Origin of the sequence: Mesonia aquimarina, assembly GCF_003667275.1 — a bacterium.
Taxonomy (GTDB): Bacteria; Bacteroidota; Bacteroidia; order Flavobacteriales; family Flavobacteriaceae; genus Mesonia; species Mesonia aquimarina.
Genome location: NZ_RCNV01000001.1, coordinates 466,745 through 483,912 on the forward strand (window position 1 = coordinate 466,745; position 17,168 = coordinate 483,912).

General features: G+C 32.6%; 15 protein-coding genes and 1 other RNA gene. 9 read left to right on the top strand and 7 right to left on the bottom strand.

Annotated elements, in window-relative coordinates:
* Positions 1–5 precede the first annotated feature (5 nt).
* Positions 6–743 carry an SAM-dependent methyltransferase gene (locus tag D9R05_RS02295; RefSeq protein WP_121665593.1) on the top strand — a complete coding sequence of 246 codons (738 nt, stop codon included), beginning with the start codon at positions 6–8 and terminating at the stop codon, positions 741–743.
* Between the two features lie 4 nt (positions 744–747).
* On the opposite strand, the gene D9R05_RS02300 is transcribed toward D9R05_RS02295, so the two are convergent.
* Entirely contained in the window at positions 748–1,419 is a 672-nt protein-coding gene (locus D9R05_RS02300; protein WP_121665826.1) for a peptidoglycan-binding protein LysM, read from the bottom strand.
* Positions 1,420–1,700: 281 nt separating this feature from the next.
* On the opposite strand from D9R05_RS02300, the gene D9R05_RS02305 reads away from it, so the two are divergent.
* From D9R05_RS02305 to D9R05_RS02320, 4 genes are read left to right on the top strand one after another with little or no spacing between them, the layout of a single operon-like run.
* Positions 1,701–4,079, top strand: coding sequence for a TonB-dependent receptor (locus D9R05_RS02305; protein ID WP_121665594.1), 2,379 nt, complete (start codon positions 1,701–1,703; stop codon positions 4,077–4,079).
* A 3-nt stretch (positions 4,080–4,082) separates the two neighbouring features.
* On the top strand, positions 4,083–4,895 hold the full coding sequence (locus tag D9R05_RS02310) for a DUF4249 domain-containing protein (RefSeq protein ID WP_121665595.1): 813 nt from the start codon (positions 4,083–4,085) through the stop codon (positions 4,893–4,895).
* A gap of 1 nt (position 4,896) precedes the next feature.
* Positions 4,897–5,724 carry an N-acetylmuramic acid 6-phosphate etherase gene (gene murQ / locus D9R05_RS02315; protein ID WP_121665596.1) on the top strand — a complete coding sequence of 276 codons (828 nt, stop codon included), beginning with the start codon at positions 4,897–4,899 and terminating at the stop codon, positions 5,722–5,724.
* A complete protein-coding gene (locus D9R05_RS02320; RefSeq protein WP_121665597.1) occupies positions 5,711–5,935 on the top strand; it encodes a DUF6095 family protein in 225 nt (74 codons plus the stop codon). Before murQ ends, D9R05_RS02320 begins: the two co-directional genes overlap by 14 nt.
* A gap of 56 nt (positions 5,936–5,991) precedes the next feature.
* Here the strand turns inward: D9R05_RS02320 and D9R05_RS02325 are convergent, their stop codons facing one another.
* The 3 genes from D9R05_RS02325 to D9R05_RS02335 form a co-directional block, all read right to left on the bottom strand.
* Positions 5,992–7,284 (bottom strand): DUF6252 family protein, encoded by a 1,293-nt coding sequence (locus tag D9R05_RS02325; RefSeq protein WP_121665598.1) that lies wholly within the window; start codon positions 7,282–7,284, stop codon positions 5,992–5,994.
* 46 nt (positions 7,285–7,330) lie between these two features.
* Positions 7,331–8,650, bottom strand: coding sequence for an MFS transporter (locus tag D9R05_RS02330; RefSeq protein ID WP_121665599.1), 1,320 nt, complete (start codon positions 8,648–8,650; stop codon positions 7,331–7,333).
* An 81-nt stretch (positions 8,651–8,731) separates the two neighbouring features.
* Positions 8,732–10,357, bottom strand: a complete 1,626-nt coding sequence (locus D9R05_RS02335) for an ABC-F family ATP-binding cassette domain-containing protein (RefSeq protein WP_121665600.1) — start codon at positions 10,355–10,357, stop codon at positions 8,732–8,734.
* Positions 10,358–10,508: 151 nt separating this feature from the next.
* Between D9R05_RS02335 and D9R05_RS02340 the strand changes: the two genes are divergently transcribed.
* Complete coding sequence (locus D9R05_RS02340; RefSeq protein ID WP_121665601.1) at positions 10,509–11,939, top strand: TlpA family protein disulfide reductase; 1,431 nt, start codon at positions 10,509–10,511, stop codon at positions 11,937–11,939.
* A 54-nt stretch (positions 11,940–11,993) separates the two neighbouring features.
* Here the strand turns inward: D9R05_RS02340 and fsa are convergent, their stop codons facing one another.
* The 3 genes from fsa to ffs all read right to left on the bottom strand — a co-directional run bounded on the left by fsa (position 11,994) and on the right by ffs (position 13,663).
* On the bottom strand, positions 11,994–12,650 hold the full coding sequence (gene fsa, locus D9R05_RS02345) for a fructose-6-phosphate aldolase (protein ID WP_121665602.1): 657 nt from the start codon (positions 12,648–12,650) through the stop codon (positions 11,994–11,996).
* Positions 12,651–12,682: 32 nt separating this feature from the next.
* A complete protein-coding gene (locus D9R05_RS02350) occupies positions 12,683–13,486 on the bottom strand; it encodes an SDR family oxidoreductase (protein WP_121665603.1) in 804 nt (267 codons plus the stop codon).
* Between the two features lie 78 nt (positions 13,487–13,564).
* An RNA gene (gene ffs / locus D9R05_RS02355) (signal recognition particle sRNA small type) lies at positions 13,565–13,663 on the bottom strand.
* A gap of 86 nt (positions 13,664–13,749) precedes the next feature.
* Between ffs and D9R05_RS02360 the strand changes: the two genes are divergently transcribed.
* The 3 genes from D9R05_RS02360 (at position 13,750) to D9R05_RS02370 (ending at position 17,041) form a co-directional block, all read left to right on the top strand.
* A complete protein-coding gene (locus D9R05_RS02360) occupies positions 13,750–14,814 on the top strand; it encodes a glutaminyl-peptide cyclotransferase (RefSeq protein WP_121665604.1) in 1,065 nt (354 codons plus the stop codon).
* A gap of 10 nt (positions 14,815–14,824) precedes the next feature.
* A complete protein-coding gene (locus D9R05_RS02365; RefSeq protein WP_121665605.1) occupies positions 14,825–16,366 on the top strand; it encodes a hypothetical protein in 1,542 nt (513 codons plus the stop codon).
* Positions 16,367–16,489: 123 nt separating this feature from the next.
* Positions 16,490–17,041, top strand: coding sequence for a hypothetical protein (locus D9R05_RS02370; RefSeq protein WP_121665606.1), 552 nt, complete (start codon positions 16,490–16,492; stop codon positions 17,039–17,041).
* Positions 17,042–17,168 lie beyond the last annotated feature (127 nt).

Consider the following 17,168-nt stretch of genomic DNA (forward strand, 5'->3'; position numbering starts at 1 on the left):
AACTTATGGCAGAAAATCTTCAACAGAAATTTCAACCCGGAAAATTATATTTAATACCAACAACTTTAGGAGAACAACCTCCCTTAGAAACCTTACCGCTTTCGGTTAGAAAAAAAATTGAAGAGATAGATTATTATATCGCTGAAAATGAAAAGACTGCCCGCAGGTTTATTAAAAAAATCGTGCCAAATAAATCGCAACCATCGCTTCATTTTCAGCTTTTAAATAAATTCACTGATGAAATTGATTTGCCAAGCTTCTTGAACCCTTGTCTAGAAGGGAAAAACGTTGGTGTACTCAGTGAAGCCGGTTGTCCAGGAATTGCAGATCCTGGTGCTGCTGTTGTAAAGTTAGCTCACGAAAAAAACATTAAAGTGGTGCCATTAGTAGGGCCTTCTTCTATTTTATTAACGATGATGAGCAGCGGTTTTAATGGCCAGAACTTTGCTTTTCACGGTTATTTACCCATTGATAAATCTGAAAAGAAACAACATATCAAAAAGTTAGAACGACTCTCGTTAGAATTGAATCAAGCACAAATTTTTATTGAAACGCCTTATCGTAACGAAAAATTTCTTCAAGATTTATTACAACATTTACACCCAACCACAAAAATTTGTATCGGTTGTGAAGTAACACTTGCCACAGAATATATTAAAACCAAAACGGTAAGCGAGTGGAAAAAAACAAAATTAGACCTTCATAAAAGACCCGCAATTTTTATAATTCAAAAAGAGGCATAAATAATTAAGCCTTTCCTAAAGCTAACAAATCATCAAAATTATTAGCAGTTTTCGCTTTTGCCTTTCTGTTTGGTGATACAAAAGAAGTATCGTATCCCTTAAATTTATTCAAGTAATATTTTATACTGGTTCCAAAAGCATCAGAAAAACCTTGCACTCCACCACTACGCAAGTATTTCTTAACACTTCCTGGTCCTGCTAAATGCGCTGCGGCAAGAATTCCAGATTCAGTAATAAGAATATCATTTAATTTTTTTCCGGAGTACTTTTTTATCTCTCTTCGTAAAATCCACTTATTTCGAGAAGCATTAGCGTAAAAAGCCGCCTCTTGTAACTCAGGATTATTCAAGAATTCTTGAGAATCATAAATACCGATTAATGCCAAAGTTCCTTTCCCAAACTGATATTTACCTAAATACCCAAATTGATTAATAACTTTATAATCGCCACGAGATTCTTTGAATCCGACTGCCTCTTTAAAGCCTAAATAACTTTTTTTAAGAACTGGGTAAACAACATTAAGATCGCCCTCCTCATCTAAAGCTACAGTGATAAGACTAGCCTTATTTTCTGAAGAGACGCTAGCTTCTATTGCCTCTTTTTTGCTAGAAAAACTTAAAAAAATTAATGCACCAATAGCAGGTAACATTGAAATCTTTGCAATTTTTTTCTTCAAATCTGTCAATTTCTAAAGGACTTCTATACGCTATTTAATACGATAACAGCCTTTAATTTTGCGGCGCAAATATACGCACTTATTTTTAACAACACAACAATAAGTTAAAATTATTAAAACACTATTATTCAGGTAAATACAAGCTAAAATAGCTGCAAAAGCTGTCTTTATTAGTAACATTAAGTATAAATAACAGAAAAAGTAATTAAAAAATTATAAAAATTTTATGATAGCAACCAGGTTTTTGGTTACACATTAAAAAGGTATCTTTATCTCAAAAAATGCAAAAGCTAAAAGCTATTTCATTTTGGAGTTTTTTTCTTTTATCGATAATACCTTGTTTTTCACAAAACACGCTAAGCTTAAGCGGAACCATTTTAGATAAAGAAACTAACGAACCCATATTTGGTGCCAATATTTTACTCCTAAATACCAATAAAGGAACTTTTACCAACGATAAAGGTTTTTTTGAAATTAAACTTCCACCCGACACGTACACAATTTCTATTTCACTTCTAGGCTATCAAAGTTATCAAGAAGAAATTATATTAACTACCGATAAAAATATTCAGATTGTTTTAGAACAATCTTCAGAAAGTTTAGATCAAGTGGTCATTACTCAGTCTAAAAATACTATTGATCTAAAAACGCCTCAAATGAGTGTAAATAGTTTAACAAGTGCTGATATAAAGAGAATACCTACGGTCTTAGGTGAAAGTGATGTTATTAAGTCAATTTTGCTTCTGCCCGGAGTCAGCAATAGTGGTGAAGGCGCTTCCGGTTTTAATGTTAGAGGTGGCGCAGGAGATCAAAATTTGGTTTTATTAGATGAAGCTACTCTTTTTAACGATTCTCATTTATTTGGTTTTTTCTCTGTATTTAATCCAGATGCTGTTCGCTCGTTAGATCTCTATAAAGGTGGAATTCCTTCAAAATATGGTGGTCGTGCTTCCTCTGTTTTAACTATTCAACAAAAAACTGGAGACTTAAATAAATTTCATGCAAATGGAGGCATTGGTGTAGTGAGCAGTCGGCTTTTATTAGAAGGACCAATTCAAAAAAATAAAAGCTCTTTTTTAGTTGCCGGAAGAACTTCTTATGCTCATTTATTTTTAAAATTAACTGATAACCCTAACTCAGCTTATTTTTATGATTTAAATACTAAATTCAATTTTATTCTGAATGAAAATAACACACTTTCTTTTTCAGGATATTTTGGACGTGATATTTTTAACATCAATGAAAGCTTTAAAAATAATTACGGAAATGGGATGGCGAGTATAAATTGGAATCATCAATTTTCTCAAGATATTAATGCTGATTTATATGCTTCATTTTCTGATTATTATTTTGGCTTAACAATTGATTTTATTGGTTTTAATTGGAATAGCGGACTCAGAGATTATTCTTTACGATATGATTTTGATCATTATTTAAACGAAGACATTAAACTTAATTATGGGTTAGATGCTGCTTATTACACCTTTAATCCCGGCGAAATAAGTCCATCGAGGGAAAATTCTGGAATTGTCTCTAAACAACTCATTAAAAAATATGCTTGGGAAAATTCTTTTTACCTCAGCGCAGAACAGAGCTTAACAGATCAGTTTAGCGTTTCTTATGGTTTACGCTTAAATAGTTTTTACAGATTAGGACAAGAAGAACAAAACATTTACGAAGATGATAATCCGCTTTTATTTAACGAAGAGCTTCAGATCTATGAAAAAGCACCAGTAATAGGAACCGAAAAAAATTCACATTCAAAAATTACTGAATCATTCGTTAACCTCGAGCCACGTTTATCCGCCTCATATCAATTATCAGAAAACACAGCCATAAAAGCAAGTTATCAACGCATTAACCAATATTTACATTTAATTTCAAACACAGACGCCCCTACTCCACTTGATGTTTGGGCGCCAAGCGGAAAATATATAGATCCGCAAAAAGCCGATCAATTTGCCTTAGGATATTTCAAAAAGTTCAAAAAAAATGCTTTTAATCTAGAAACAGAGGTATTTTATAAAACCATTCAAAATAGATTAGATTACGTAAATGGAGCCGATTTAATTGCCAACGATGCAATTGAGCAGGTCATACTTGCTGGTGAATCACGCGCATACGGATTAGAAATTTTATTCCGTAAAAATTTAGGAAAATTTACCGGATGGATTGCTTATACCTTATCGAAAAGTGAACAAAAAACACCGGGAAGAACACCTGTTGAAACCGGTATAAATAACGGAAATTGGTACAATACCGGCTGGGATAAACGTCATGATATTTCAATAACCGCTAATTACGAGTTTTCTGATAAATGGCGCTTTAGTGGTAATTTTGTTTACCAAACCGGGAGACCTTCTACTTTCCCTAATAGTCAATATATTTACAACGCTATTTCTGTTCCCAATTACGGAGCTCGAAACAGCAATCGCTTACCAAGTTTTCATCACTTAGATCTCTCGGCAACTTTAACTCCTAAGAAAAATAAAAACCGATCTTGGAAAGGTGAATGGATTTTTAGTATTTATAATGTTTATAATCGTAAAAATGCTGCTTCAATTAATTTTGCAGCAAATGATGATACTGGAATAAATGAAGCGACTAGATTATCTATTTTCGGGATAATTCCAGCAATAACGTATAACTTTAAGTTTTAAAACATGAAAAAAATAGTTATTCTTTTATTTAGTCTATGTGCTCTCTGGTCTTGTGAAGATGTTATTTCTATTGACTTAGAAGAAGGTGAACCAAAACTAGTTATAGAAGCAACAGCTATACAATTAGAGGATCAAGAAGAAGCTTTTATAGAAGTAAAGTTGACCAAAACTTTTCCTTATTTCAATAATGAGTTACCTCCAAACGTTAGCGGAGCCGAAATAACGGTAGAGGTAAACGATCAAACTTTTCTTTTAGAAGAAATTGATGACAATTCAGGATATTACTCGACTTCTTTACCCATGATTTATAATCAAGATTATATCCTTTTCATTGAAGTTGAAGGAGAACAATACGAAGCAACAACGCAATTAGAACCTACCGTTCCTTTTGATTATGTAGAGCAAGCAACTGGAGAAAGCTTTGATCCGGATTTAACAAGCATAAAAGCCTATTTTACAGATCCTGAAGATGAAGAAAATTTCTATTATTTTGAATTTAATTCAGAAAGAAACGGACGTGTGTTAGATAATTCTGATGATGAATTAATCAACGGAAATCAAGTTTCTACATTTTACGCCGATGAATTTGAAGTTGGCGATCAAGTCACTATAAGCATTCAAGGAATTAGTGAACGATTCAATAATTATATTTCTATTTTGTTAGATCAAACAGATGGTGGCGGAAATCCATTTGGAACTCCACCTGCAACAATTCGTGGAAATATAAAAAATGTAAGTAATCCAGATAATTTTCCTTTAGGTTATTTTAGAATTTCACAAGAATACACAACTACATATACGATTCAACCAGAATAATATGAAAAAAGATTTCATTAAAGTAACAGAAAAAGAATCTAATTACGATGAATTGGATAAAATGTCTATCCATACCATTTTAAAATCAATAAATAAAGAAGACCAAACAGTACCTAAAGCAGTAGAAAAAAGTATTCCCCAAATAAAAAATCTCACCGAAAAAGTATCAGAAAAATTAAAAAACGGCGGAAGATTATTTTATATCGGTGCAGGAACCAGCGGACGCTTAGGTATTTTAGACGCCAGTGAATGCCCGCCCACTTTTGGTGTTTCTAAAGATTTAGTTATTGGTATTATTGCAGGAGGAGATAAAGCTATCCGTGATGCCGTCGAATTTGCAGAAGATAGTAAAACCCAAGCTTGGGAAGATTTATCAACTCATCAAATTAATAAAGAAGATATCGTGGTAGGTATTGCTGCTTCAGGTACAACTCCTTATGTTATCGGTGGCTTAGAAGCTTGTAAACAACATGATATTTTAACCGGCTGTATAACCTGCAATCCCAACAGCCCCTTAGCAATAACAGCGGATTTCCCTATTGAAGTTAAGGTAGGACCAGAATTTGTTACCGGGAGTTCTAGAATGAAAGCCGGAACAGCTCAAAAGATGGTATTAAATATGCTCACTACTACCGCTATGATACAATTAGGAAGAGTGCAAGGAAACCGAATGGTAGATATGCAACTTAGTAATAAAAAATTGGTTGAACGCGGTATTAATATGATCTGCCAAGCTACCTTTGTAAGTAAAAATGAAGCGCAAGAAAATTTAGAAAAACACAAAAGTGTTCGTGCTGCCATAAAAGCAATTCAGAATGAAAAGAACTAATAAAGCTTTATTATATAAAGGAATTCAATATTTAGCTGGAGCTTTACCACTTATTCTAATCGGTCCTTCCGTTTTATTCAGTGCTTTTAATAACAAAGAACATCCACTGTATATTGCGGTATTAATTTTAGGAATATTAGCTTGTATTGGCGCCATTCTATGTATGTTCAAAGGTATAAAAACGCTGATAAAAGCTGTTTTTGATGAATAAAAAAAAGCGCCTTCTAAATTTAGAAGGCGCTTTTTATATATTCAATAAGTTGAAAGTTAAAAACTAATATCAATGCTAAATTGGCCTTCAGTAACAGTTACTGTATCGCCAGAATCATTTTCAGCATCAAAGCTAAACGTTCCTTCTACTATATCATTTTGTACCGAAGTAATTTCTATCTCTCCAGTTCCTGCTAACGAACCGTAAACTACATCTGTTCCGTTGTCATTTACTATATATGTAGCAGAATAATTGGAAGGAGAATCTGTAATTGGATATGTTCCTGTAGAAACATCATCAGGGAATTGCAAACCAATACTCTCGTTTAAATTATTATCGAAAGTTACAATTACATTACTCCCTTGAAAAACAACCGGGAAAATATTTGCAGTAAAATCTTCGCCATCTATTTTAGCATTCGCAAAATCTGTATCTTGCATTGTACTTAGCGGAATGTTTTCAAAAACTCCTAAAGTCATTTCTATATCCGCCGTTTGTCCTGTTGCCTCTTCTAAAACTCCTTCAAAAACACCCGATACCGTATTATTTTGCATGTCAATTTCAGAGATCGTAAGTGTTCCTTCAATTGAGCTGTAAATAGATCCGTTTTCATCTGTAGAATCAGGATTATATATAATTACACCTTCAGAATTACTTCCGCCTATATCAAATGATCCAACAGCTGGATCAAAAATTTGAATAGCAAATTGCGCGTTTCCATTTGTACCGGCTATTTCTAGTCCGTCATCAGTGATATTTGCCTGAGCATTATCTGAAGTAAAAAGCTCTCCATCTAATTCAACTTCAAATATTGCATTTGTTGGTGTAGGATCGACATCTGAAGTTAACGGAATGTTTGTGAAAATCCCGTTGGTCAACTCTACAGTTTCTACTACGGGCTCTTCCCCTTCAGCAGGCTCTAAAATTCTTGTTGCTGAAAATGAAAAAGTTCCTGTAGTAAACATTTGCTCAAGATTATAAGTCTCTATGTTTACGCTTCCGCTTTCTTCTCCTTCTGAACTTAAATAGGCTGCTTCGGTAGGAGAAACTATATAAGAACCTAAACTTCCTTGCTCTAAGTCATAACTTCCGGTGCCGCTTCCTTGAAGGGTTAATGAAACAGTTTCTCCATTGTTTTTTATACCAACAATTGTAGTAATTCCGTTTGTAGTAGTTGCATTTGCTTGATCTGCTACAAAGGTTTCACCATCAATATCTACTTGAAAATTTGACTCTAAACCAGGTATCTCGCCTCCTATTGCCCCTTCATAAGGTTCATTATCACAACTTTGTAAACCCAAAACACTTAGGCATACGATTACTAAATTTAAAAGCAGGTTTTTTCTCATAATATCATTTTTATAACTTTCACAAACTTAAACAAAATATTCTAAATCAAAACTTTGATTTGGGTACCCGAAAAAGTAACAAAACTCCTAGAAAGAAAAATAGCACAAGAAATAAAATAGAATAGCGGATACTACCGGTTAGTTGTGCTACTAAGCCATATGAAAACATACCTATTACAATTCCTATTTTTTCAGCAACATCATAAAAACTGAAGTAAGAAGCCGTATCAATTGCTTCATCTGGAATAAATTTTGCGTAAGTAGAACGTGATAATGACTGAATACCACCCATTACTAAACCTACACTTGCTGCAGCGCCATAAAATTGAAATGGTGTTGTTATAAAATAAGCATAAATACAAATTGCAATCCAAATAAAATTTATCCCTATTAAGGTTTTTATATTCCCAATACGTTCTGAAATTCTTGATGTTAAAAATGCTCCTAAAACTGCCACAAGTTGAATTAATAAAATACTAACGATTAAACCTGTAGTAGCGTCTTGCTCTCCCCAATCGAGCTCTTCAATTCCAAAATAAGTGGCGATTAACATAATAGTTTGTACTGCCATGCTGTAAAGAAAAAAAGCATATAAATACCGACGCAAACTTTTATTTTCTCTAATTTTTAAGCTTATTTTTTTTAATTCTTTAAATCCATTGAAAAGAATATTTCGAGTGAGTTTTTGCTTTCTGTTATTTCCTCGTGGCAGATAATAATAGGTATATTGACTAAAACCAATCCACCAAACTCCGGTTAAAATAAAAGATAATCGGGTTGGAAAATCTTCATTTTCAAATCCAAAAGTTTTGTGCATTAAAATCATCGCCAAGCAAATAAGCAATAAAAGAACACTACCAATGTAACCTAACGAATAACCTTTTGCGCTAATACGGTCTTGTTGATCTTTATAAGCAATATCTGGTAAATAAGAATTATAAAAAACAATGCTCCCCCAAAAACCTATTAAGGCTAAAAAATAACATAGTAACCCCAACCAGAGATAATCTAGATTAAACCAAAAAAGACCTATACAAGAAACAGCACCCATATAGCAGAAAAATTTCATAAAGCCTTTTTTATTGCCGATATAATCTGAAATTCCGCTTAAAAATAGGCTCAAAAATGAAACTACTAAAAAAGCAATTCCGGTAACGTAACTAATTAGGGTGTCATTATTAAAATCTACTCCTAAAAAAGTTACCGTGTCATCTACTATTTTTCCATCTTTCTTTACAATGGTTAACGCACCATAAAAAATAGGAAAAATTGCTGAAGAAATTACTAAGCTATATACTGAATTTGCCCAATCGTAAAACGCCCAAGCATTCAATAATTTTTTACTTCCTTTTTTTAGGTGACTCATTTTGAAAAATTTTGAGTCTAAAAATAGAAAAACCTTTCTACATACATAGAAAGGTTTTTGAAATTTAATACAATAAAAAAATTAAGCGTTTACCGCATACATTTTTTCGCGTTGTTCTTTTACTTTTTTATCGCTCATATATTCATCGAAACTCAAATAACGATCAATAACACCATTTGGGGTTAATTCTACCACGCGATTAGCTACGGTTTGTGAAAACTCGTGATCGTGTGTAGTAAATAAAACCGTTCCTTTAAAGTTTTTTAATGAATTATTGAAAGCTGTAATAGATTCTAAGTCTAAGTGATTCGTAGGTTCATCTAACATTAAAACGTTAGCGCGTTGCATCATCATTCTACTTAACATACAACGTACTTTTTCTCCTCCAGAAAGCACATCTGCAGTTTTTAAAGCTTCTTCTCCACTAAATAGCATTTTCCCTAAGAAACCTCTGATGTAAACTTCTTCGCGTTCTTCTTCAGTTTTTGCGTATTGGCGTAACCAATCTACTAAACTTAAATCTCTGCTGAAATAAGAAGCGTTATCTAAAGGTAAATATGATTGATTAGTGGTAATCCCCCACTGATATTCTCCAGCTTTTGCCTTTTCTTTTCCATTGATAATTTCATAAAAAGCAGTAGTTGCTCTAGAATCTCTAGAGAAAACAACCACTTTATCTCCTTTAGCTAAATTGAGGTTAATATTGCTAAAAAGCACTTCTCCATCTAAGGATGCTGCTAAATTTTCTATGTTTAAAATTTGATCGCCCGCTTCGCGTTCACGCTCAAAAATAATTGCAGGATATCTTCTACTTGAAGGTTTTATTTCTTCAATGTTTAATTTATCAATCATTTTTTTACGCGAGGTGGCTTGCTTAGATTTTGCCACGTTTGCACTAAAACGCTGAATAAATTCTTGTAATTCTTTTTTCTTTTCTTCGGCTTTTTTGTTCTGCTGTGCACGTTGTCTTGCTGCTAGCTGAGAAGATTCATACCAAAATGAGTAATTACCGCTAAAATGGTTAATTTTCCCAAAATCAATATCAGAAATATGGGTACAAACAGCATCTAAAAAGTGACGGTCGTGCGAAACTACAATTACTGTATTATCGTAATTTGCCAAGAAATATTCTAACCAAGAAATGGTTTCATAATCCAAATCGTTGGTAGGCTCATCCATAATTAACACATCAGGATTACCGAACAAGGCTTGTGCTAAAAGTATACGTACCTTTTGCTTACCATCAAGATCTTTCATTAATGAGTAGTGCAAATCTTCTTTTATTCCTAAATTAGAAAGTAAAGAAGCGGCATCGCTCTCGGCATTCCAACCGTTCATTTCTTCAAAAATAACTTGCAACTCCCCTATTCTATCAGCATTTTCATCGGAATAATCTGCATAAAGTGCATCCATTTCAGATTTAACCTCAAAAAATGGTTTATTACCGCGTAACACAGTTTCTAGCACCGGGTATTCGTCATAAAGATTGTGGTTTTGCTCTAAAACCGACATACGTTTGCCGGGTTCTAAATGTACATTTCCGGAAGTTGGCTCTATTTTTCTAGATAAAATTTTTAAAAAAGTAGATTTTCCGGCTCCATTGGCGCCAATAATTCCGTAACAATTTCCTTGTGTAAATGTGGTATTTACTTCATCAAAAAGTACACGTTTACCGAACTGAACAGATAGATTAGATACTGATAACATAGTTTGTCTTAAATTTCTGCAAAAGTAGGGATTTTAAGTGATTCAAAGAAACATTAACTTTTCATCTTTTTGTTTTAACGTCCAATTAACAGCGGCGACAGTAGCCTTCATCTATATTTGTTTGAAATAAATTGCTAAAAAAAGTAAATAATTGATACTAAAGCAGGTATATAACTATAAAATTTTTGGCTTACTTTTTTTGTTAATTTTTGCAACCGCTTGTAAAAATGAAGAAGAAAAGCAACAGACTTTTATTGGCGGTCAGGTTGTTAATCCTGTAGAAGACTTTATAACCATTTATCAAGGCGATCAATTATTAGATACTATTTTTTTAGCTGAAGATGGCACTTTTTCTTACAACTTTCCTGAAGGTAGTAATGGACTTTTTACTTTTAGACACTCTCCGGAGAGTCAACTTTTTTATCTTGAAGAAGGCGATAGTTTAATGCTTCGCGTAAATACAGTTGAATTTGATGAATCTTTAATGTACAGTGCAGAAGGAGCGGATAAAAATAATTTTTTGATGGAGATGTATTTATTGAATGAAAAAAATAATGACTTAATTTTTTCATACTATAAAATCGATCCAAAAGATTTTGCTAAAAAAACAGATTCCATCAAAAAAATTAGAACAGAGCGCCTCGAAAATTTAGAGAGTAAAAATTCTTTTTCTAATGATTTTAAAAACCTCGCCGATAAAATTATTCAATATGAATATTACGATTTACGTGAGCGCTATTCTTTTTTAGTCAATAAATATTTGCGAGATTATCAAAATGAATTTCCTGAAGATTTTTTTGACTACAGAAAAAATGTTGATTTTAACGATCAAGAATTACAAAATAATTACACTTACCAACGTTTTTTAGATAATTACCTAAAAAACAGAAGTATAGAATATTGTATAGAAAAAGAATTAGAGAGAGATTGTTACAGCCTAAACAATTTAAAAAACTTAGAAAGACGCTTAAAAATAGCTGATTCTATTTTTACTTTAGACCGATTAAAATATAGATTTATAAGTCGGTTTGCTCGTAAGGAAATTATTTTTTCAGAAAATGAAGCCCAAATAACTGCTAGTCTGGAATTGATAAATACTTTTGATTTACCAAAAGATCGTTACAGAGAATTGCAGATGCTTGCTGAAATTCAACAATCATATTTTGTAGGTACCAGTATTACCGATAAAAAAATTGTAAATAGTGCTTTAGAAAAAATCACTTTTCAACAAGTAATCAATAAACCTAGTATTTTATTTACTTGGTCCATGTATTCTAAAGATCATCATAAAGTTCAACACGAAAAAATAAACGAGTTAAGAAACCGCTATCCAGATATTGATTTTATAGGTGTTAATATTGACCAAGGAGAAACTGTGCTTTGGAAAAAAACAATCGATAATTTTGATTACGATCAGCGTTTTGAGTATCAAATAAGAGACCGAGATATAGAAACTTCTTATTACAGAAATTACCTAAGCAAATTATTTTTTGTTGATGAAAACGGAGTTCTTACTCAAGGTCAAGTAGAGTTTAATGATGCAAATTTAGAACAACAAATTCTAGAATTTCTTAATCAATAAAAAAACCTTTTTGACAAAATCAAAAAGGTTTTTTATTACTATTCAACCAGGTTTTTACTGATTTCCTTTTTTATAATCTGCTAAGAATTTCTCTAAACCAATATCAGTTAAGGGGTGTTTCAGCAATCCTTCTATAGAACTTAAAGGTCCTGTCATAACATCGGCACCAATTTTTGCGCAATCAATCACGTGCATGGTGTGTCTTACAGAAGCTGCTAAAATTTCGGTTGTAAAACCATAGTTATTATAAATTTGTCTTATTTCTGCAATTAAATTTAAGCCATCAGTAGAGATATCATCTAATCTACCTATAAAAGGAGAAACATAAGTAGCACCAGCTTTTGCTGCCAAAAGTGCTTGCCCAGCAGAAAAAACCAAGGTGCAATTAGTTTTAATTCCTTTATCGCTAAAATATTTTATTGCCTTTATACCATCTTTAATCATCGGAACTTTTACAATAATTTGATCGTGTAATTTAGCAAGTTCTTCACCTTCTTTAACCATATCGTCAAAAGTAGTTGCGATTACTTCTGCACTAACATCGCCATCTACAATGTCGCATATTTTTTTGTAGTGATTAATGATGTTCTCTTTACCGGTAATTCCTTCTTTTGCCATAAGAGAAGGATTGGTAGTTACACCATCTAAAACGCCTAAATCTTGCGCTTCTTTAATCTGATCTAAATTTGCAGTATCAATAAAAAATTTCATGAGATCTCTTTTAAATTTGTTGTAGTACAAAATTACAGTTTATAATGTTTCATCAACATTTTTTCATAAACTTTATCAGGTAAAATATGTTTTAATGCAATAGAAAATTTCTGAATAAACTCTCCTACTTTATAATGAATAGTCGGATTTTTCTCCTGCATTACCGCATAAACTTTTTCTGCCATAATAATAGGATCTTTCCCTTTATCAACATGCTTATCCATTAATTCTAATGTATTGCGGTATTTTTTTTCGTAGGGAGAATTCTCTATAATTGGCGAATGGTAACGCCCAGCAGCAATATTGGTTGCAAAATCACCCGGCGCTATATTGGTCATTTTTATATTAAAGCCCTTCACTTCCATTCTAAAAGCTTCGGTTGTTAACTCTAAAGCTCCTTTTGTAGCTGAATAAATTCCGCGGTATGGTAAACCCATATAACCAGCAATAGACGTGATATTGATGATAAAACCACCGTTGTTTTTTCGCATAACCGGCAACACCGCTTTTATAACTTTTATCACTCCAAAATAATTAGTTTCAAAAACGCGCTTAATTTCTTCGTCTGGAGTTTCTTCAATAGGACCGGTAATTCCCATTCCGGCATTATTTATCAAGTAGTCAATTTTGTTTTCCTTGGTAATAATTTCAGCTACTGCTTTTTCAATTGTTTCGGTTTTGGTAACATCTAAAGCCACAAAATTCACTCCATTAACCAGAGGTTTTTTGGGATTTCTACTGGTTCCGTAAACCACATAGCCTTTATCAACTAAAAATTCTGCAATAGATTTTCCAATTCCGGAAGATGCGCCTGTTATTAAAACTACTTTCGACATAAATTTGCTGAGTTAAGCGGCAAATATCGATTATTTATAAGAAAGCTGAAAATGGATTATGAAACTAAAGGAAATAAAAAAAGGCAAGCTACCCACATCACACCGCTACGACCGTTTACCCTTGCTGCGTTCCCGCCCTGGGGGATTCAACAGGAGCTGGTTGTGTGGGACTTGCCGCTGCAAATATACAATGTTATTCTTTTTTTACAAGCTTTTTTTAAATGGAATTACCTAAATTAGCCATTTATAAAACCGAATAAAAAATGAGATTTTATAACTTATTGATGCTCTTTATTTTGAGCTTAACAGTACTAGCTTGTAATGATGAAAATGCTTCAGAAAATTCTTCATTTTCATTGAAAATCACTTCAAAACAAGAAAATATTCAGGCTAAAAAAGCTTTTGAAGTGCAAATTACCAACACAGAAAATCAAACGATAGATTCTGTAGCCTATTTTTATGCCAATCAAAAAATTACAACTTCAAAAAATAATAAGGCCAAAAAAATTCAATTAGAAAAACCTTTGGGAAGAAATCAGTTTAGCGCAACAATCTATACCGATGGCGAAGAAGAAACACTACAAAAAGAGGTGATTTTACATGCCGAAAATGCACCAAAAGTTTATACCTACGAAATTGTAAATACCTATCCGCACGATCCTGCTGCATTTACACAAGGTTTAGAATTTTATAAGGATACACTTTATGAAGGTACAGGAACAAGAGGTGAATCTAGCATTAGAAAAGTTGATTTTAAAACTGGTGAAGTTTTAGAAAAAACTAACCTAGACTATCAATATTTTGGGGAAGGCATTACTATTTTAAATCAAAAACTATATCAACTTACCTGGCAAAATAATAAAGGCTTTGTTTATGACGTTAATACCTTAGAAAAACTAACTTCTTTTGCTTACAATGAGAGTAAAGAAGGTTGGGGATTATGTAACGACGGAGAAAAGTTATATAAAAGTGACGGCACCGAAAAAATTTGGATTTTAGATGCCGAAACACTTGAGGAGAAAAGTTTTATCCAGCCGGTTACCCACAAATCTTTACCTACAAAATTGAATGAGTTAGAATGGGTTGAAGGTAAAATATATGCAAACACTTGGCAAAAAGATGGTATTGCAATTATAAATCCAAAAACGGGTGCAATAGATGGATTAATTGATTTTAGAGGATTACGAGATAATTTAGGCAATAAAGAAAAACTGAATCCTGGAAACGATGTATTAAATGGAGTTGCCTATAATTCAACCACAAAAAAATTATACGTTACCGGAAAACATTGGGATAAGCTTTTTGAAGTGAAAATTATAGAAAAATAATTGAAGTAAAATGAAATATTTATACGGATTTTTAATTGTTGGTTTTGTACTTTTATTAGGTTCTTGCCGAAAAGATTTTGAAACCGAACCCAGTTCCGGTAAACTAGAATTTTCTAAAGACACTGTTTATCTAGACACTGTTTTTAGTAATATTGGTTCGAGCACCTACAATTTAACCGTTCATAATAATAGTGACGAAGATATTACCATCCCTACTATTAAATTAGGCCGAGGCGAATCTTCAAATTACCGATTAAATGTAGATGGCGTTCCCGGAAAAAGTTTTGAAAATGTAGATATCCTAGCCAAAGACAGCATTTATATTTTTGTAGAAACCACTAATAATATTGAAGATTTAACTTCAACCGAAACTGAGTTTTTATACACTGATGCTATTGAATTTGACAGCGGAAGCAATCAACAAAAAGTAGAGTTAGTCACTTTAATTCAAGATGCTATATTTCTTTACCCTGAATTATTTGATGACGGCACAACCGAAGAATTAATTTTCGGTTACGATGAAGATGGAAACGCCATAACCGAAAAAGGATTTTTCTTAGACGATTCTGAATTAAATTTCACTAATCAAAAACCTTATGTAATTTATGGTTTAGCGGCAGTTCCTTCCGGCAAAACCTTAAACATAGAGGCCGGTGCAAGAGTTCATTTCCACGAAGAAAGCGGAATTATAGTTGCTGAAGATGCTTCGCTTCACGTAAATGGTGAAGTAAGCGCAACAGAAAACCAGGAAAACGAAGTTATTTTTGAAGGCGACCGCTTAGAACCCGGTTTTAGTGATGTTCCCGGCCAATGGTTTGCCATTTGGTTAACCGAAGGAAGCACTAATAACATTATTAATCACGCAACAATTAAAAATGCAACTGTCGGAATTTTAATGGATTCTAACGACGGTACTGCTAATCCTACTTTAACCGTAACAAACACGCAAATTTATAATAGCTCTAATGTTGGTTTATTAGCAAGAACAGGAAATGTAGTTGGTGAAAATTTAGCCATTAACAATAGCGGACAAGCTTCGTTAAACCTTTCGCTTGGCGGAAAATATAATTTCACCAATTGTACGTTTGCGAATTATTGGCGAAACGGATTTAGAAACTTCCCTTCTGTTCTAATTGAAAATAATTTAGAAACTGCCGAAACACTTTTTGTAGCTGATTTAATTGAAGCCAATTTCTACAATTGCATTATCTACGGAAATGAAAATTTAGAACTTCTTTTTAATAAAGTTGAAGACGCTAGTTTTAATTACAAATTTGAAAATTGCTTAATTCGTTTCAATGATTTCCAAAATCAATTTGATGATAATCCATTATATGATTTTGAAGATGCTTCACTTTTTGAAAATGTAGTTTTAAACGAAGAACCACTTTTCTTAAATACAGAAGAAAACGAACTTTTTATCAGCGAAGAATCTCCTGCTAATGGTTTAGGAAATCCTTCAACTGCAACGCAAGTAGATATTCTTGGCAATCCTCGCGGAAATAATCCCGATGCCGGCGCTTATGAAAGCATTGTTTTTCCTGAGGAATAATTGATTTAATATCAATTCATAACCTGCATACAAAACATGAATTTGTCTTGTCACACTTATTAACGTTTTGACATAAATAATTATCCAATATTTTTAACAAACATTACGCATAACAAAAAGCAAATGAAGAAAAGCCTATTGATTTTAGTTTTTGGACTTTTAACTTCAGTAAATTACGCGCAAGAAAATAACGAAATTAAAACAGAAAAAATTTGGCGTATAAATTTCTTAAATCCAGCAATTGAATTGGAAATTCCGACTGGACAATACTCTACGTTTTCTTCAGCTCTCGGAATTGGTTATGGTGGTGGATATCCTGATTTGACTTCTGCCGGAAATGGATTTATTTATATTATCAGTCCATTTCTTGATTTACAACAAAAATGGTTTTATAACCTAAATAAGAGAAATGTAAAAACATTAAATACAGAAAATAATTCTGGAAATTATGTGTCTTTTAGGTTAATCACTCGTGGAAATTCAATAGCCGAAAATGTTAATCGAACTTCTGACTTTGATTTTGCATTTGGACCAACTTGGGGAATTCAGAGAAAATACGGAAAAAATTTTCATTTACTTTTTGATGTTGGACCTCAATATTATATTGATACGAATGGAAATGGAAATATATGGCCAATTATGCTACAATTAAATTTAGGATTTGATCTAAATTGAATATTAAATACATTGAGTAACAAAAAACTAAACTAGAAAATAACTTTTCTCTTCATTAAACTTAATTTCAACAAATAAATGCAACCTTTAGATTTTAGGTATTAGGGCTTATAACTCTAAAACACGT

What these genes read in the sequence shown, in the direction of transcription:
- D9R05_RS02365 (WP_121665605.1), top strand. Translation starts at nt 14,825, where the DNA reads ATGAAATATTTATACGGATTTTTAATTGTTGGTTTTGTACTTTTATTA.
- D9R05_RS02310 (WP_121665595.1), top strand. Translation starts at nt 4,083, where the DNA reads ATGAAAAAAATAGTTATTCTTTTATTTAGTCTATGTGCTCTCTGGTCT.
- D9R05_RS02320 (WP_121665597.1), top strand. Translation starts at nt 5,711, where the DNA reads ATGAAAAGAACTAATAAAGCTTTATTATATAAAGGAATTCAATATTTA.
- D9R05_RS02370 (WP_121665606.1), top strand. Translation starts at nt 16,490, where the DNA reads ATGAAGAAAAGCCTATTGATTTTAGTTTTTGGACTTTTAACTTCAGTA.
- D9R05_RS02350 (WP_121665603.1), bottom strand. Translation starts at nt 13,486, where the DNA reads ATGTCGAAAGTAGTTTTAATAACAGGCGCATCTTCCGGAATTGGAAAA.
- fsa (WP_121665602.1), bottom strand. Translation starts at nt 12,650, where the DNA reads ATGAAATTTTTTATTGATACTGCAAATTTAGATCAGATTAAAGAAGCG.
- D9R05_RS02360 (WP_121665604.1), top strand. Translation starts at nt 13,750, where the DNA reads ATGAGATTTTATAACTTATTGATGCTCTTTATTTTGAGCTTAACAGTA.
- D9R05_RS02335 (WP_121665600.1), bottom strand. Translation starts at nt 10,357, where the DNA reads ATGTTATCAGTATCTAATCTATCTGTTCAGTTCGGTAAACGTGTACTT.
- murQ (WP_121665596.1), top strand. Translation starts at nt 4,897, where the DNA reads ATGAAAAAAGATTTCATTAAAGTAACAGAAAAAGAATCTAATTACGAT.
- D9R05_RS02330 (WP_121665599.1), bottom strand. Translation starts at nt 8,650, where the DNA reads ATGAGTCACCTAAAAAAAGGAAGTAAAAAATTATTGAATGCTTGGGCG.
- D9R05_RS02305 (WP_121665594.1), top strand. Translation starts at nt 1,701, where the DNA reads ATGCAAAAGCTAAAAGCTATTTCATTTTGGAGTTTTTTTCTTTTATCG.
- D9R05_RS02325 (WP_121665598.1), bottom strand. Translation starts at nt 7,284, where the DNA reads ATGAGAAAAAACCTGCTTTTAAATTTAGTAATCGTATGCCTAAGTGTT.
- D9R05_RS02295 (WP_121665593.1), top strand. Translation starts at nt 6, where the DNA reads ATGGCAGAAAATCTTCAACAGAAATTTCAACCCGGAAAATTATATTTA.